This window comes from Sutcliffiella horikoshii, assembly GCF_008180725.1.
Classification (GTDB): domain Bacteria; phylum Bacillota; class Bacilli; order Bacillales; family Bacillaceae_I; genus Sutcliffiella_A; species Sutcliffiella_A horikoshii_B.
The window spans coordinates 575,462-592,305 of record NZ_VTEV01000002.1 but is presented as its reverse complement, the minus strand read 5'-3'; the positions used below and the strand labels follow the sequence as shown (position 1 = coordinate 592,305).

The window sequence follows — 16,844 nt, the reverse complement described above, 5'->3', positions numbered from 1 at the left end:
GTTTTCTATAACTTATCCAAGTTTAGGTAACTCGGAATAAAGGATTTTTCCATACTGATTACGTGGGATTTCCTCAATCCTCATAATCTTCATGCCCTTTAAGTTTAATTTTTCCTTCATTAATTTTTTAATTGGAATACCATCATCTTTTAATGTGTAAATATACATTTGGTCATCCGTCCCAGTACAAATACAATCATGACCATGCTTAGATAAAAACCCTTCCACCTCATCAAGACTGATACGGTTCCCATAGAGCTTAACCATTCTTTTGATTCGGCCACTAATATAAAAATACCCATCCTGATCAAAGTAAGCCAAATCACCTGTCCGTAAAATACCGTTATTCTCATCTTCTTTTGAAAGATCGAATACTGACTCCGCATATCCCAAAGAAACATTCTTTCCTTTATAAATCAATTCGCCCTTCACGTTAGGCTCTGTAATTTGGGACCCATTGTCGTCTTGCAAAATCAGCTCTCCACCTGGAATGGCAATACCTATGCTTCCGACTTTTTCAAGACTTTTTTCCCATGGTAAATAGGCCATACGCGCCGTTGCTTCCGTTTGACCATACATGGAAAAAAATTGAATCCCTTTCTGTTTGCACACTTCAGCAAACTTGGTCAATAGTGTTGAGCTTAATTTCCCACCAGCTTGAGTTAACTTTTTTAAACTAGGAAGATTAATATTTTCAAACTTCAGCCTATCAAGCATCTCATAGACGAAAGGAACTCCTCCAAAAGTTGTTACTTCTTGCTCTCTACATAAGTCCCAAAACTCTTTTTTCATGATAGATGCATCCGTTACAATTATCGTTGCTCCGCATATGAAATGACTATTAATGATAGAGAGGCCATAGGAGTAATTCATTGGAAGTGTTGTGATAGGTTTATCCTCTGCATGGATGTCAAGGTAATTTGCTATTGATTCGGCATTATTAAAAATATTTTTATAGCTTAGGCGAACAAATTTGGGGCTTCCAGTACTTCCAGAGGTGGTTAAAAGGAGCGCAAGACTTTCATGAAGGGTATGTTGGAAGAATGACGGACATTTAAATAATGTGTAATCTCCAAATACAAATGTACTTTCCATTTCATTTAATAGGTCTTGATTTTCACTACTCGCCCAAATGTATGTAGGCTTATAAAGGTTAATCAATTTGCGCAACTGATCTATATGGATGGAAGCGTCCAAAAGTACAGGTACCACCCCACCTCTAATAAAGCCAACATAGCCAAATAAAGATTCTTTATTATTTGAACATAAGCAAAAAACGAGCGTTCTTTCCCCTACTTCACCACAGATAGCATCAGCAATTTCTAACATTTCAGAGTAAGAATATTGTCGTTCAGCGTATACGGCGGTGTGGCTCCCAAACTCCTCCAATTTTTGAAAACTATTCATTAATAAAGTCTACTCCCAAGCGTTTCAATAACTCCATTCCTGATAGGTAAGAGTTGAAATCTGTAATCCATTCTGAATCTATGGAGACATCAAAAACATCCTCCATCTCAGCAATGAGTGCCATATGTCCGATGGAGTCCCACTCTCTTAGTTCTCCGAGAGTTAAATCTTCATTTACATCGTTTTCCTCTATGTCCAACGCATCGATAAATGCATTTCTATACTTCTCTATATTTCTCATTCATTACACCCTTTCCATCATTCACATATGTTTAAAAACATTATTTTTCAGGAGACAATAAAAACCTCACACTTATTGATAATAATAATCAATTGCATATAAAATTCTAGCATATCGCTTTTTAAAAGGTCAACAACTCTTTGATGGTATTTACCCCCACTAAGTGAAGTATTCTTTGTAAAAGTTCTTTATTTTAATATAAAAAAATTAGAGAAACGAATGATTCGTTTCTCTAAAGTGTGTTCAGGTAAAGATTACACCGCTTCCGTCTGCTTCCACTTCTTCCCTACTTGAACGAACAGCAGCCCCAATTCATGGTGATCACCTTCGTATAAAGCAGTTTGGGCAAAACGCGTTTCACCGTTTGCATCCACAACTTGGAGTTTGCAATAAGCCCTGTTTTGCTGTAGTGCTTCATAGAAGTTTGAGACGGTATTTACCGGTATATTGTTCACTTTAGTAATGATTTCTCCAATTTGAAGGTTCATTTTTTCCGCAGGACTATCTGGGATCACTCCAAGGATGACAAGACCTTTGTCACGTTGAACAAAAATTGGTTGATGTTTTTCATCCTCGGTTTTAGCCTTGTAATACAGCCATTCCCTTCCTACTACAGCAAGGACTGCTGCCAGGATGGAGGCATTTTCCCACCAAAGGCTGCCAACTCCAGTCAACAATACCACAGCGGCAAGCAGAACTAATTGTCTTCCAACGATCGGAATAGCATCAAGAGGTAAGCTTGCTTTAAGTCGTTGATAATAACCCATGCCAAACGGAACAAGCCATAAAGAAAGGGTATGTTCGCCCATTTGCAGGACCGGCCACCACTCAAAGCTAGTTTCGATTCCTCCAGAACCAACAGGCACAAATAAGAATAATGGAAGAATCCATACTTTCTGTACAACATGTGTGCCAACCGGCAACCCACGCTTACTTTTTTGAAGCTGAGGAGAAGTTTGCAGAGGTGCCTGCTTCTGAACGAACAGTCCTTCAGCCACCATGAGAATCCCCATCAGTATGGCAAGTGTCGGTAAATGCGTTGCTTCTACAGATTCGAACAAGCGTTCAAAGATGGTGACACCGGTATCCAATTTCGGAAGAAGTACCACTGCCAAAATAGTAAAACCGAATATATAAGCAGTTGAAAGCCATCTCGGTTTAATGAAAAGGGTAAAAATGATGCTAAAGATACTGAGAAGCACTAGCGTTCCAAAAGGAATGATAACACCCAAACCTAGTGTAAACACAGATAAAGCAAGTCCCACTAAAAGACTCTTTGCAGCCTTTTGAAACTCCGTCAGGCCGTATTCCACTCGTATATGAAAGTCATGACGCTCTCTTTTAACGCGAAAATATCCCAATACTACTGCAACAGCTAAGGTCACATAAAGGACAGGGTGGATGAAAAGGCGTCCCACTCCTATCAGCAATTCCCAAAACCACGTTTCCATCACCCGTTCACCGCCTAAACATACAAACTTTTCTTTTATTTTACCACAAAAAAGTCAGCTCCCACCATAGGGGAAGCTGACTGTGCTAATTTATTTAAATAATGTTTTGATGGCCTCTTTCAGTTGTACGTCATTCTCTTTTGCACGTACTGCTTCAAGAAGTTGTGCTTGCAGCTGTTCTGCTGTTTGGCTGTCAACTTTTCCTGATGTGGATAAGTCATTTTCAGCTTGGAAAGATTTCACGGCATCTTCCGTTTCCTTGCTAAAGTAACCATCTTCACGTCCCGGATCAAAGCCAAGTCCTTTGAGCATCACTTGAATATTCTTTACTTTTTCACTATTTGTATCAAGCGCCAGCTCTTCATCTTCTTCCATGCTAATTGGGTTGGCGTAGAAGTAGTCAGGCTGTTTGACAGGTACTGTCGGCTTAACGCCATCGTTATGAATCCAGTTTCCGTCAGGCGTCAACCACTTATAAAGTGTCAGCTTGAGGTTACTGCCATCGCCAAGCTCTAAGGCTTGCTGAACGGTACCTTTACCAAATGAAGCATCTCCAACTATTTCATAGTTACCTGCTTCTTTTAATGCTCCCGCAAGAATTTCTGATGCAGATGCACTTCCTTTATCAATTAACGTCACGATTTCATAAGGCTTTTTCTCTGTTAAGGAAGAGAAGAAACGTTGCTTTTCTCCATTACGCTGTTCAATTTGTACATATGGTTTTTCCTTCGTTACAAGCTCAGCTGCAATAATCTGTACTTGATCTAAAAGACCACCAGGGTTCCCACGTACATCCACTACTAAGCCATCAATGTTTTGCTCTTCCAGTGCTGCTAATTGCTCTTGAAAGTCCTTGCCTGTATCTTGTGAGAAGGAAGTTATCTGAATGTATCCCACTTTTTTACCATCTTGTTCAATAGTTTCAGAATACACCGTTTCAATCGGAATCGTATCACGTGTTACATCTACATTGAACGGTTCTTGCACGCCAGGACGTTGAATTTCAAGTGTAACAACGGTCCCTTTTTCACCGCGGATTTTAAGTACTGCTTCATATAAATCCAATCCTTCTATGTCTTGGTCATCTACTTTGAGGATTTGGTCATTCGGTTGCAATCCAGCCTTTTCAGCCGGTGAACCGCGGAATGGAGAAACAATGGTCACCTTTCCGTTTTGCATGCCTACTTCTGCTCCAATTCCTTCAAAAGAAGACTCAAGCGACTGTGTAAATTGCTCTGCCGTATCTTTATCCATATACACGGAGTATGGATCCTCCAGTGTATCGACCATTCCTTGTATTGCACCTTCTATCAGTTTTTCAGCATCTGTTTCCTCCACATAGCGCGAAGAAATAATTTCGTATGCCTGTTGAATCTTTTCCATCTGCGCTGCCGTTTTTTTCGGCGATTCCTTTGGTGCAGCTTCTTCTGTGTTATCAGTGAGAGGATTTTGCACGGAAGGTACCGCCGCAGCTGGTCCATGCCCGAACCATTGTAAACCTGCATACATTCCTGCCGCTCCAACTAGAACTGATACAACCATTAATACTGTAACAATTTTGCGATTCATGAAAGCTCCTCCTCATCCTATACCCCGTACCGTACGATAGATATGACGCAATTGTACCATAGCCGGCGTTGGTTGAAAATTATTAAAACTTATGTAAGTGGCTACGGTGTGGGTGACGTTCTTAGAATGCCTGTCCCACTTGCCAATTCCTTCGCTCCTGATGTAAAAGGCATCACACAAGAAGTGTAATGCCTTTTATAGTGTAAGTATATGTGTTGAGTGGACATATTATGTGAAGGAAACTGGAAAAGTAAAGGATGGCAGAAAAAAAACAATCTCGCTGCAAATACTAAACAGCGAGATTGTGTTAGTTAAAAATTAATGTAAGACGCAGGGTTTACTGCATTGGATTTTGAACCATTCCAAGATCCTTTGTGCAATTCAAAGTGCAAGTGAGGACCTGTTGAGAATCCAGTGTTCCCCATGTTACCAATGAATTGACCTTTAGATACGGATTGTCCCGCACTTACTCCCAAACTTTCTAAGTGAGCATATACAGTAGTCCAAGTTTGACCATCGATGTAGTGAGTGATGAAAACTACATTACCGTAAGAGCTGGAATAGTAAGCTTGGAATACGGTGCCGCTGCCTGCTGCTACGACAGGGACATTTCCGCTTCTTCCGTTTTTACCAACATCGATTCCGTAGTGCTGGGAGCCCCAACGAGTACCAAATCCAGAAGTTACACTACCCGTTGTCGGTCTTGTCCAAGATCCAGATGATACTGGTGGTGGCGGTGAAGAAATATGTTCAGGCTCGGGTTCAGGTTCTCCCTTCTCCTTAGCTGCTGCAACCGCTGCTTCGTGTTCTCTCTTACGTTGCTCTTCTAGACGTTTTCTTTCCGCTTCTTGTCTTGCACGTTCCTCTGCTTCGCGTTTCGCACGCTCTTCCGCTGCTTTAATTTCAGCACGGATTGCTTTTTCTTGTGAAGCTAGAACTTCTGCTTCGTTTTCAAGTTCGTGGATTTCATGCATTGTTGCTTGTTCTTTTTTCTTTAACTCAGCTAGAAGCTTGTCCTTCTCAGCAATTTGGTTCTTTAGTTCTACTTCCATTTTTTCTAGATCCACTAATTGCTGCTCTAATGAAGCTAGCTTTTCACGCATTTCCAGTTCCTTTGCTTCAAGGTCTTCCATATCCTTTTGATGAGCTTGTAGAATATCACGATCGGCTTGAACAATTGTTGCTACCGCACCAACGCGGTCAAGAAAATCTCCAAAGCTTTGTGCACCTAATAATACATCTAAGTAATTCACGGCTCCTCCACCTTGTTGGAAGGAACGAGCGCGATCTTCTAGAAGCTCATTTCTTTTGGCAATACGTTCTTTTAATACTTCAATTTCTTCTTTAAGTTTTTCAATCTCTTTACGAGTAGTGTCTATCTCTACTTTTTTAGTGCTGATTTTATTTTTCGTTTCTGCTACCGCTTTATCAAGGCGTTCCACTTCGGCTCTAATTTCTGCCTGCTCCGCCTGAAGCTGATTTACTTCATTTTGTTTTTCAGTTCTTGTAGATTCATTTGAAGACTGCTGATCTTTTACTTCATTCAGCCTTTGTTGCATCTCATTCGCAAAAGCTTTTTCAGATAGACCTGAACCGAAGAATCCGGAAAAGCCAATGACTGCAGCAATAGCGATTGTACCAATCTTTCTTCTCATCCCTTACTTCCCCCTAAACTCTTATGTATCCTGACAGGAACAAATTGGATGCTCCCATCAGGTTTTCTGTATTTTTCAAGCGGGTATTACAACTATAGTAATCTCTTATACTCGTAGGAATTTTCGAACGGACATCATGCTTCCCCACATACCGATAAACGCTCCGATAGCTACTAGGATTCCAATAACTTGGAATGCAAATGGGTAAAACGGAAGCAGTTGAATAAATGTACCTTGAATTCTTGGTTGAACAAGATCTATTAAATAATAGTAGGACGTCAGGATAATTCCTATTGGTACGATTGACCCGAGAATTCCTAGCCATAATCCTTCTAAGAAAAATGGCCAACGGATGAAACCGTTTGTTGCTCCAACCAATTTCATGATCTCAATTTCTTTTCTTCGGGCAAAAATAGTGATTTTAATTGTGTTGGATATTAGGAACATTGCTGTAAATACTAGTCCAAGGATTAGAGCAAGTCCCACGTTTCTCGCAATCTCAAACACTTTGAATAATCTTTCCACCGTTTCTGCACCATAAATTACTTTATGTGTAAACTCCAGCTCGTCAATTTTCTTGGCTGCTGAAATAGTTTCTTGTGGTGTTGCTGTCTTGATGATAAATACATCATATAGTGGATTATTTTGTTCGAACAGTTCGAATGCTCCACCGTCCTCACCAAAACTATCTACCAGACCTTTTAATTCTTCCTCTTTAGATGAAAAATCGACTGTTTCCACTTCCGGTAAGTTCTGTATCTGTTGCATCAGAACGTCCTGATCTTCTTTGGTGGCTGTTAGGTCGATATGAACTCTGATTTCTACATCACTTTCAATCTCCGATGCTACATTATTCAAGTTCATCATTAATACCAGGAATACTCCAACTAAAAGGAGGGTAACCGTCACGGCACTAACAGATGCAAACGTCATCCAGCCGTTACGCGCTAAGCTTTTTAAACTTTCTTTAAAGTGACGCAGTAGAGTTCTAGGCTTCATAACCGTAGTCCCCCTCTGCTTGGTCACGCACTATCTTCCCATTTTCAATTGCAATTACACGTTTCTTGATGGTGTTTACAATCTCTCGGTTGTGCGTAGCCATTACTATCGTTGTGCCTTTTTCGTTGATTTCTTCAAAGATACTCATAATTTCCCATGAAGTGTCAGGGTCAAGGTTACCTGTCGGTTCATCCGCAATCATTACTTTCGGTTTATTTACTATCGAGCGCGCAATCGAAATACGTTGCTGCTCTCCACCTGAAAGTTCGTTTGGAAGATGACGTGCTTTGTGTTTCAGCTTAACAAGATCGAGTACTTCCATGACACGTTTTTTTATATTTTTAGGACTTTCTTCTATTACTTCTAAGGCAAAGGCTACATTTTCGTAAACTGTCAGCTGAGGTAAAAGTTTGAAATCCTGAAATACCACCCCGATATTTCTTCGGAGAATAGGAACTTTGTTTTCCTTCAGCTTTGAAAGGTTAACTCCGTCTATGACAATACTTCCACTTGTAGGCTTTTCCTCCCTGTACATCATTTTAATGAACGTGGATTTACCAGCACCACTAGGTCCTACTACATAGACAAATTCGCCTGCTTTTATTTTTATATTGATACCATCCACAGCTTGTACGCCGTTTGGGTATTTTTTATAGACGTCTTGCATTTCAATCATTTAATCACCTATTGGGTCAAAGATTTGAATCACATTGCATTCCCCTATATAAAAATTTAGTAGAGAAATAATTCATTAAGCAATTACGGAAATGTCGATTATCCTAGTACACAAAAATTGCAATATGTATATTTATCTAAAATTTCCGCATAAATTCACTTTATTATTATAACATCTATTTCGACAAAATAAGAGTTTTTATTATTACAGTTTCTTTTCAAATCAAAGTCATCCTTGGTAACACAGGGATAAATTTCCTGAAAGCAGAAAAATGTCGAACGATATTTGTCGTTTTTTATGGAGAAAGAGAAAAAAACACCTTCGGGGGGCAGACCCCCGAAGGTGTTTTTGAAGTTTAGTAGAATACTATAAAGTTAATCTAATTTCTGTAGTTATTGAATGGTTAAGACGTCTGTTGCTAGGATTGCTCTGTCGAGGTTGCCTTTTTTGGCGTAGACTGCGATGCGGTAGTTGCCTGCATCTAGTTCTGTGCCGTCAACCAGGGTGCCATCCCAGTCATGGTAGTTGTAGCCTTTGCCAAGATCAGCTTCGTAAAGTGCATCTCCAACATAAGTCCCTAGTCCACCAGTAGATGTAGCAGTGTACACCCATACTTGCAATTCTTCCGCTCCACCTGGAAGGTAGGAGTAGAATTCAAAGTTGTTTTCACCCATTGGTGTGAAGCCAAAATGAGTGACACGAGGATAATCTGGCTCTCCTACAAATAGAATGGTAGGAACTTGGATTACCGTGTCGCCTTCTGATACCACTAGATGTCCTTCATAGTATCCAGGCTCAAGTTTGGAAGCATCAACTTGGACATTCACATTTACTTTTTGGGTCTTGCCAGGGTTTACACGAAGGTTCTTGCTTGTTTTTACCTTCACGTGTTTGCCTACTTCATTTTTGAATAAGAATTCCATGTTATATTTTTTTGCTTTGTTAGAAAGGTTTTGAATCTCGAATTTTTGTTTTTCTACTTGCTTGCCTTTTTTCTTGTCAAACACGCCGAATGAATAACTTCCAGGGTTCACCAGTGTTTCAGCCTGTAGCGCATCCACTACTCGAATGCTTCCCGCACCTTGAGAGTTGTGTGCATATTCTTTATCAGTTGCTGGGTCAATTAATTTTTCCGCTGTGTTCATAAGTGCAGATTTCACTTCGTACACACCCCACTCAGGGTTCGCTTGCAGGATTATCGCAACAGCACCTGCTACGTGAGGAGATGCCATACTTGTACCTTGCTTAGCTCCGTAACCGTGTGGCGCATCAGGATTGAAAGTAGGTACTGTACTTACAATGTTAACTCCAGGTGCAGAAACATCAGGCTTAATCATCCAAGTGTCCACAACCGGCCCACGGGATGAGAATCCTGCCATCGTTTCCCCTACTCTTTCAGCAAAGGCAATGTTAAAACTTACTGTTACATCAGCAGCTTTTGCTTTTAAAGCTTCACCATCAGCCTTATTCAGCATGATAGTAGGTACAGCCATTCCAGGGATTAAAGGCATAACCCCTTCCACATTATTATAAAGGACTGCTCCAACAGCTCCTACTTTCTTAGCTTCCGTCGCTTTATCAACAAAAGCGATACCAGCTCCGCGACTAATTAGAGCAACTTTCCCTGTTAAATCTTTTCCTGCAAAATCTGCAGGTGCCCCAAACCCTACATCTACTAAGTCAAAAGCTTGACCATTTAATGCAAGTAGTTCTTCCTCAGTTGGGAAACCTTGTACTGCAGAGGAAGCATAGGATACCCCGTCAGAAGATGTAGTAACTGCTGTAAAGACGTTGTAAGGAAGCTGAGTAGCTCCTACAGAAATTGCTTCACGGGAAGTACCCGGAGAACCTACCGTCCAGTTGTTTGGACCAGCGTTGCCGTTGGATGTTACTGCTACAACTCCTTCAGCCATAGCTTGATCTAGCGCAATGGAAGTTGCCCAGTCTGGCGCATTTAATGAATTACCCAAGGAAAGGTTCATCACATCTGCTCCATCAAGAACAGCACGTTCAATCGCTGCCACTACATTTTCTGTAGATCCACTTCCACCAGGTCCAAGTACGCGGTATGCAAGTAATGTAGCCTCAGGTGCCACACCTTTAATTTGTCCATTTGCCGCAACTGTACCTGCAACGTGAGTACCATGGGTTGTTTCCGCTCCACGTGGGTCACCTTTTGGTGTTTCTTGTGGGTCTGCATCATTATCTACAAAATCCCAACCAAGATACTCATTAAAATTAGGTGCTAAATCTGGATGAGTGTAATCTACTCCAGTATCAATGACTGCAACTGTCACACCCTCACCTGTGAATCCAAGATCCCATGCTTCGTTTGAACCGATGAATGGTGCAGAATCAACCATTGCAGGGCTGAATTCTTCTTCTGTCACAACCTCGGTTGTTGTATACTCTACATTCGGATAAACTGCTTTAACACCCGGAGTCGCTAGTAGACTAGGAATCTCGTTTGCAGGAATCTCAAGCGAGAATCCAGAGAATACATAATCATACTCACGTTCCACTTTACTTTTAGAAGTACGGTCTGCTACTTCTTTTTTCACTTTATCGCGAGCACTTTTCAAATTCTGTTTAGACTGTTTTTTCCCATTGTGCTTAGCTTCAACAATTGACTCTTCTTGTAATTCCACAATAACCTTAACTGCCTTCGAGGATGATAAATCAAAATCTCCTTGTAATGTTGCTAACTCAGGGTTTTCTTTTCCTGTGTTAGCAGAAACACCGTTTGCGGCAAAAGTACTGAAAACCAGTACCAAAACCAGCAAAGGCATAAATGCTGCAATAAACTTCTGCTTCAAATCATCCCACTCCCCTTTGATGTATATACGGCTAGTGTAAAATTTCTAGACAAATACTTAAGTCCCAATTACTTACGATTGTCCAAAATCTTTACAAACCAAATTATATTTTCAAGAATTTAAATTTTCAATATACTTTAGTGAATTAAACGAACAATTCCGACAATTCAGTTATAAAGCACTTACAAAATTCCACAAATGCCCAACAAAAATGCTCTATTAAGACTATTTTTTCACGTATAAAAATAGGTAAAAAAGAACATAAAAAAGAACCCTCCATTTTTTAGGAGAGTTCGGTTCATTCTTATTTGTGCTGTGCCAACCATTCCGCTAAAACAGTTGCATCCTCTTCAGGTACAAGACCTGCTGGCATGTTTCCTTGACCGTTATTGATGATGCTTTCAATTTCTTCTTGACTGTATTTGCTTCCTACTTTTTGAAGGTTTGGACCACTTGCGCCCTCCATGTTATTACCGTGACAGCCGATACAGCTTTGGTAAAGTTGCTGTGCTTCTTCATTTTCCACCATAGCGAATTCGCCACCGCCGGAAGTTTCCTGTTCTTCGTCACCGCCGCCACATGCTGCAAGTGTTAAGAGAGAAGATCCAAGTACAAAAGCCATAAAATACTTTTTCATAGGTAGGTCCCCCAATTTTGAGATGTAATAATTACCAAGATTGCTTTTATTATATCCTATTTACTCTCTTTTAAAACCCTCACCTAACACTTCAGATGCATTGGTTACGACCACAAATGCAGAAGGGTCAATGGTCCGAACCACTTGTTTCAATTTTGTGAATTCTGTCTGGTCTACCACACACATCAAAACAGACAATTCGTTTTCCGTGTAGCCTCCGTAAGCAGCAAGCTTTGTCACACCACGGTCGATTTTTGTTAATATGGCACCCTTGACTTCCTCTTCCTTCTTGGTAATAATGATGGCCATTTTGGAATACCCTAAGCCAACTTGAACAAAGTCGATTGTCTTGGATGTCACAAAAAGACCGATAAGAGCATACATTCCTAGCTCCAAATCAAACACGACTGCTGCGGAGATAACAATAAGGCCGTCAATCATTGCAACACATGCACCAAGCGTCAGTCCCGTATATTTATGGATAATCTGTGCGGCAAGGTCTGTCCCACCGGTAGAAGCACGACCACGGAAAACCAGCCCAAGCCCAAGTCCGACACCTATTCCTCCAAACAATGATCCAAGCAACGGATCCTGTGTGGCCGGAGTAATTTCACTCGTCCAAAGAACAATTAACGGCAGAGTAATCGTACCGACTAACGTCTTAAGACCAAATTGCTTTCCAAGAAGAATCACCCCTGCTAAAAAGAGCGGGATGTTAAAGCAAAGCTGCACAATTCCTGGTTCCCAGTCCAAAAGCGATTTTAATATGGTACTGATTCCACTTACTCCGCCGGAAGCAACCTGATTCGGCAGTAAGAACAGGTTGAACGCCAGTGCCACAATCGCAGACCCCAACACCACATATGTATATTCTTTCACCCGCTGATACACGGGATTCACTTGATATCCATTTCTATTTTTACGACTCAACTTTAAGCCCCCCAAATCTGTCTAAAATACACACAACGAGCAAGAGTATAGCACTCTATTATAAGGGTGTAAATGGCATTGGTATAACGTGGTAAAGCGTTAATGAGCTTGCATTTCCAAAATGCATACATTTCCTTTAGATTAACCTTAAGTTTTCCCACTATACTTTCCTTACTATTTTTAAAGTACACAAAAACACCTCCAGCCAATATAGGGCCAGAGGTGCAAACATTATCTTTTATAGTTTTGATCTCAAATAAGCATCAATAAACGGATCTAAATCTCCGTCCATGACCGCCTGTGTATTGCCGACCTCCGTGTTGGTACGGTGATCTTTTACCATGGAGTATGGATGGAACACATAGGAACGAATCTGGGAACCCCAGCCGATATCCTTCTGCTCACCGCGGATCTCATCCAGTTCCGCCTGTTGCTCATCCAACTTTTTCTGATAAAGCTTAGCTTGCAACATTTTCATTGCACGCTCACGGTTTTTAATCTGTGAACGCTCAGTTTGACACGTTACAACCACATTAGTCGGAATATGTGTAATACGAACCGCGGAATCGGTTGTATTGATATGCTGTCCACCAGCTCCACTTGCACGGTACGTATCAATTTTCAAATCTTCCGTACGGATATCAATCTCAATGTTATCGTCAAACTCCGGCATAACCTCACAAGAAACAAAGCTTGTGTGACGGCGGCCAGAAGAATCGAACGGAGAGATACGCACAAGACGATGTACCCCTTTTTCCGCTTTCAAGTATCCATACGCATTGTGACCTTTAATTAGTAGTGTCACACTCTTAATTCCCGCTTCGTCTCCTGGCAGGTAATCAAGCGTCTCCACCTTAAAGCCTTTACGTTCCGCCCAACGAGTGTACATACGTAAGAGCAGGGAACCCCAATCCTGTGACTCGGTACCGCCAGCACCTGGGTGAAGTTCAAGAATGGCATTGTTCTTGTCATGCTCACCGCTCAACAATAATTGAAGTTCAAACTTGTTGAAATCTTCGGCTACTGCTTTCACTTCACTGCCTAGCTCGGCTTGAAGCTCCGCATCCGGCTCTTCTTTAACCAATTCATAAGTCAGTTGCAGATTTTCATAGTTCTCACTCAACTCATGAAATTGTCCCACAGGCTCTTTCAATGCGTTCGCTTCGTTAATGACGACCTGCGCTGCACTCTGGTTGTTCCAGAACTCCGGATTGGACATCTCATTATCAAGCTCAGCAATTCGACGTTCTTTGGCCTCTAAGTCAAAGAGACCCCCTAAACTCGACTAATCGCTTAGCCATTTTTTCTAACTCTTGACGAATCTCTACTAATTCCATTTATTTCACCTCATAAAATTTTCACTAACACGGATTTTAACCCTTATTAAACGAACAGGGCAACTAATAGTCTATATTATCGTATTTCACCCAAATAAAAAAGTACCTGAGCAATTGTGTTCAACAGATGGAGTGATGAAAGCTGGCTAAAGAATATATTTACATTACCAAAATAGCTTTTTCAAAAGTTAATCCGAAACACGACCGCTAGACCCATTGGGAAACCTCATTTTCTATTTTCGGTTATTCAAACGTTGGTTTAAAATTAGCTATTTCAGTGTAATAAAAACACTAAAAAACCTCCAAATAGCGACCTATTTTACAATAGCAATTTCAAAAGTTAATTCCGAACGGAACAGCCGGACCCATTGGGATGCCTGCATTTCCATTTTCACTTATTCAAACGTTGGTTTAAAAAAAGCTATTTCACAAGAGATCCAGGTGCTCTTTAAACATGGAAAAAGTGAGGCCAGATAAGCCCCACTCTCCCCAAAACTGCCATTAGTTACCGCAGCAGTTTTTATATTTCTTTCCGCTTCCGCAGATGCAAGCATCATTACGGCCAACGTCCATTACTTTTTTTACTGGTTTTTTCTTTGGAGGCTCTCCGCTACCCTCTTTTGGAACAACTGCTTGGCCTTTTGCCACTTCTTCACGTTGCAGGTTGTTACGGATTTGCGCCTTCATGACATACTTGGCTACATCTTCTTCGATGGAAGCAATCATGTTTTCAAACATAGCAAATCCTTCGAACTGATACTCACGAAGCGGATCAATCTGACCGTATGCACGCAGGTGAATACCTTGACGCAGCTGATCCATTGCATCAATGTGATCCATCCACTTGCTGTCCACGGCACGAAGAACGATAACTTTCTCGAACTCACGCATTTGTTCCGGAGTAAGCTCCTGCTCTTTTTCATCATAGCGAGCTTTCACTTTCTCGATGATTAGCTCGGACATTTCCTCCGGTTCTTTACCGCGTAGATCATTTAATGTAACTGCACCTTCTTCTAAAAGGTTTGCATCTACATAGTCAACGATTCCCTGCAGGTTCCAATCCTCTGGAACTTCTTCTTTCGGAGTATAGAGTCCTACTTGACGCTCAATTGCAGAAACAAGCATTCTTTCAACCACTTCTCGTAAGTTTTCAGAATCCAACACTTCAAAACGCTGCTTGTAAATAACTTCACGCTGTTGACGAAGAACATCATCATATTGCAGAAGCTGCTTACGTGCATCAAAGTTGTTACCCTCTACACGTTTCTGCGCTGATTCCACAGCACGGGAAACCATTTTACTTTGGATCGGTTGGGTATCATCCATACCCAAACGCTCCATCATCGTTTTCATGTTGTCAGAACCAAAGCGGCGCATCAATTCATCTTCCATGGAAAGGTAGAATTGTGTCACACCAGGGTCTCCTTGACGTCCAGAACGTCCACGAAGCTGGTTATCAATACGGCGAGATTCATGACGCTCTGTTCCGATGACAGCAAGACCGCCAACCTCTGTCACACCTTCACCAAGCTTGATGTCCGTACCACGACCTGCCATGTTCGTCGCGATCGTTACAGAACCCTTTTGACCAGCACCAAGGATAATATCCGCTTCACGCGCATGGTTTTTTGCATTCAATACATCATGCTTGATTCCGCGCTTCGTTAAAAGTTTAGAGATAACTTCTGACGTTTCGATGGCAACCGTACCAACAAGCACAGGCTGTCCATTTTTATGACGCTCAGCGATATCATCCGCCACCGCATTGAACTTGCCTTCAATCGTTTTAAAAATAAGATCGGCACGGTCATCACGTACAATGTCCTTGTTCGTCGGAATCGCAATAACGCTCATATTATAGATATTTCGGAACTCCTCTTCCTCTGTTTTCGCTGTACCAGTCATCCCGGCAAGCTTTTCGTACATACGGAAGTAGTTCTGGAATGTAACTGTCGCAAGTGTCATGCTTTCGTTTTGGATATCCAAGCCTTCTTTTGCCTCAATTGCTTGGTGAAGTCCATCGGAATAGCGGCGGCCTTTCATCAAACGACCTGTAAATTGGTCAACGATGACAACTTCGCCTTCCTGCACCACATAATCCACATCATGATGCATCGTTACATGTGCCTTCAATGCTTGGTTGATATGATGGTTCAAGGTAACATTAGCGATGTCGAAAAGATTTTCGATCCCGAACGCTTTCTCCGCCTTCGTAATACCGTCCTCTGTTAACTGCACGCCCTTTGTTTTCACATCATATGTGTAATCGACATCCTTCACTAATGTACGAGCAAACGCGTTTGCTTGAATGTACAATGCTGCAGACTTTTGGGCACTACCAGAAATAATCAATGGCGTACGCGCTTCATCAATTAAAATGGAGTCAACTTCATCAATTACGGCAAAGTGAAGCGGACGTTGTACCATTTGCTCTTTGTACAACACCATGTTGTCACGAAGATAATCAAATCCGAACTCATTGTTTGTACCGTATGTGATATCCGCTTTATAAGCTTCAATCTTTTCATCACGAGACAGTCCGTTCAGGTTCAACCCGACAGTAAGGCCAAGGAACTCATACAGCTGCCCCATTTCCGTCGCGTCACGGCTTGCCAAGTATTCATTGACTGTAACAACGTGCACGCCTTTTCCTGTAATAGCGTTCAGGTAAACTGGCATAGTTGCCGTTAACGTTTTACCTTCCCCTGTTTTCATCTCGGAAATGTTTCCTTCATGTAAGGAAACACCACCCATAAGCTGCACTTTATAAGGATAAAGTCCGAGTACGCGTTTGGAAGCCTCACGAACAACCGCAAATGCTTCTACCAGCATGTCCTCTAGCTTCTCACCTTTTTGATAACGACTTTGGAATTCAGCCGTCTTCTCTTTTAATTGATCATCCGTAAGCCTCGCCACATCGGCACTTAGGGAATCTATCTGATCTGCCATCTTCTCCAGACGCTTCAATTGACGCTTATTCATATCAAACACTTTATTCAATAAACCAAGCATACAAACGCTCCTCTGTAACTATAGTCTTATAGCCTAAATAATATATAAATTTTAACACTTATTGGGGGTGGGTACAACTTATTACCAGATTTGCTTCCACGGTTTACGTTTCTC

Annotated in this window: 12 protein-coding genes; all 12 read right to left on the bottom strand. The window is 41.4% G+C overall.

The genetic code is table 11. The features are described 5' to 3' along the window. Positions 1-12: 12 nt before the first annotated feature. On the bottom strand, positions 13-1,407 hold the full coding sequence (locus FZC76_RS06685) for an AMP-binding protein (RefSeq protein WP_148987468.1): 1,395 nt from the start codon (positions 1,405-1,407) through the stop codon (positions 13-15). Continuing rightward, positions 1,400-1,648 (bottom strand): acyl carrier protein, encoded by a 249-nt coding sequence (locus FZC76_RS06680; protein WP_148987467.1) that lies wholly within the window; start codon positions 1,646-1,648, stop codon positions 1,400-1,402. Before FZC76_RS06680 ends, FZC76_RS06685 begins: the two co-directional genes overlap by 8 nt. Positions 1,649-1,902: 254 nt before the next feature. Further along, positions 1,903-3,099: a PDZ domain-containing protein gene (locus tag FZC76_RS06675; RefSeq protein WP_148987466.1), complete on the bottom strand. Its 1,197-nt coding sequence runs from the start codon at positions 3,097-3,099 to the stop codon at positions 1,903-1,905. A gap of 90 nt (positions 3,100-3,189) precedes the next feature. Further along, a complete protein-coding gene (locus FZC76_RS06670) occupies positions 3,190-4,668 on the bottom strand; it encodes a S41 family peptidase (protein WP_148987465.1) in 1,479 nt (492 codons plus the stop codon). Between the two features lie 311 nt (positions 4,669-4,979). Further along, positions 4,980-6,323, bottom strand: a complete 1,344-nt coding sequence (locus tag FZC76_RS23760; protein WP_148987464.1) for a murein hydrolase activator EnvC family protein — start codon at positions 6,321-6,323, stop codon at positions 4,980-4,982. A 105-nt stretch (positions 6,324-6,428) separates the two neighbouring features. Beyond that, positions 6,429-7,322 (bottom strand): permease-like cell division protein FtsX, encoded by an 894-nt coding sequence (gene ftsX / locus FZC76_RS06660; RefSeq protein ID WP_148987463.1) that lies wholly within the window; start codon positions 7,320-7,322, stop codon positions 6,429-6,431. After that, entirely contained in the window at positions 7,312-7,998 is a 687-nt protein-coding gene (gene ftsE / locus FZC76_RS06655) for a cell division ATP-binding protein FtsE (RefSeq protein ID WP_148987462.1), read from the bottom strand. Before ftsE ends, ftsX begins: the two co-directional genes overlap by 11 nt. 392 nt (positions 7,999-8,390) lie before the next feature. Beyond that, entirely contained in the window at positions 8,391-10,814 is a 2,424-nt protein-coding gene (locus tag FZC76_RS06650) for a S8 family serine peptidase (RefSeq protein ID WP_316246592.1), read from the bottom strand. Positions 10,815-11,118: 304 nt separating this feature from the next. Then, positions 11,119-11,451 carry a cytochrome c551 gene (gene cccB / locus FZC76_RS06645; protein ID WP_148987461.1) on the bottom strand — a complete coding sequence of 111 codons (333 nt, stop codon included), beginning with the start codon at positions 11,449-11,451 and terminating at the stop codon, positions 11,119-11,121. A gap of 60 nt (positions 11,452-11,511) precedes the next feature. Further along, positions 11,512-12,381, bottom strand: a complete 870-nt coding sequence (locus FZC76_RS06640) for a YitT family protein (RefSeq protein WP_148987460.1) — start codon at positions 12,379-12,381, stop codon at positions 11,512-11,514. 238 nt (positions 12,382-12,619) lie between these two features. Then, positions 12,620-13,718 (bottom strand): peptide chain release factor 2 gene (gene prfB, locus FZC76_RS06635; protein ID WP_148987459.1). Its coding sequence is split into 2 segments (ribosomal slippage): positions 12,620-13,645 and positions 13,647-13,718, totalling 1,098 coding nucleotides; the frame shifts between segments, so codons are not numbered across the junction. A 501-nt stretch (positions 13,719-14,219) separates the two neighbouring features. Then, positions 14,220-16,730 carry a preprotein translocase subunit SecA gene (gene secA / locus FZC76_RS06630; protein WP_148987458.1) on the bottom strand — a complete coding sequence of 837 codons (2,511 nt, stop codon included), beginning with the start codon at positions 16,728-16,730 and terminating at the stop codon, positions 14,220-14,222. Between the last annotated feature and the right edge of the window lie 114 nt (positions 16,731-16,844).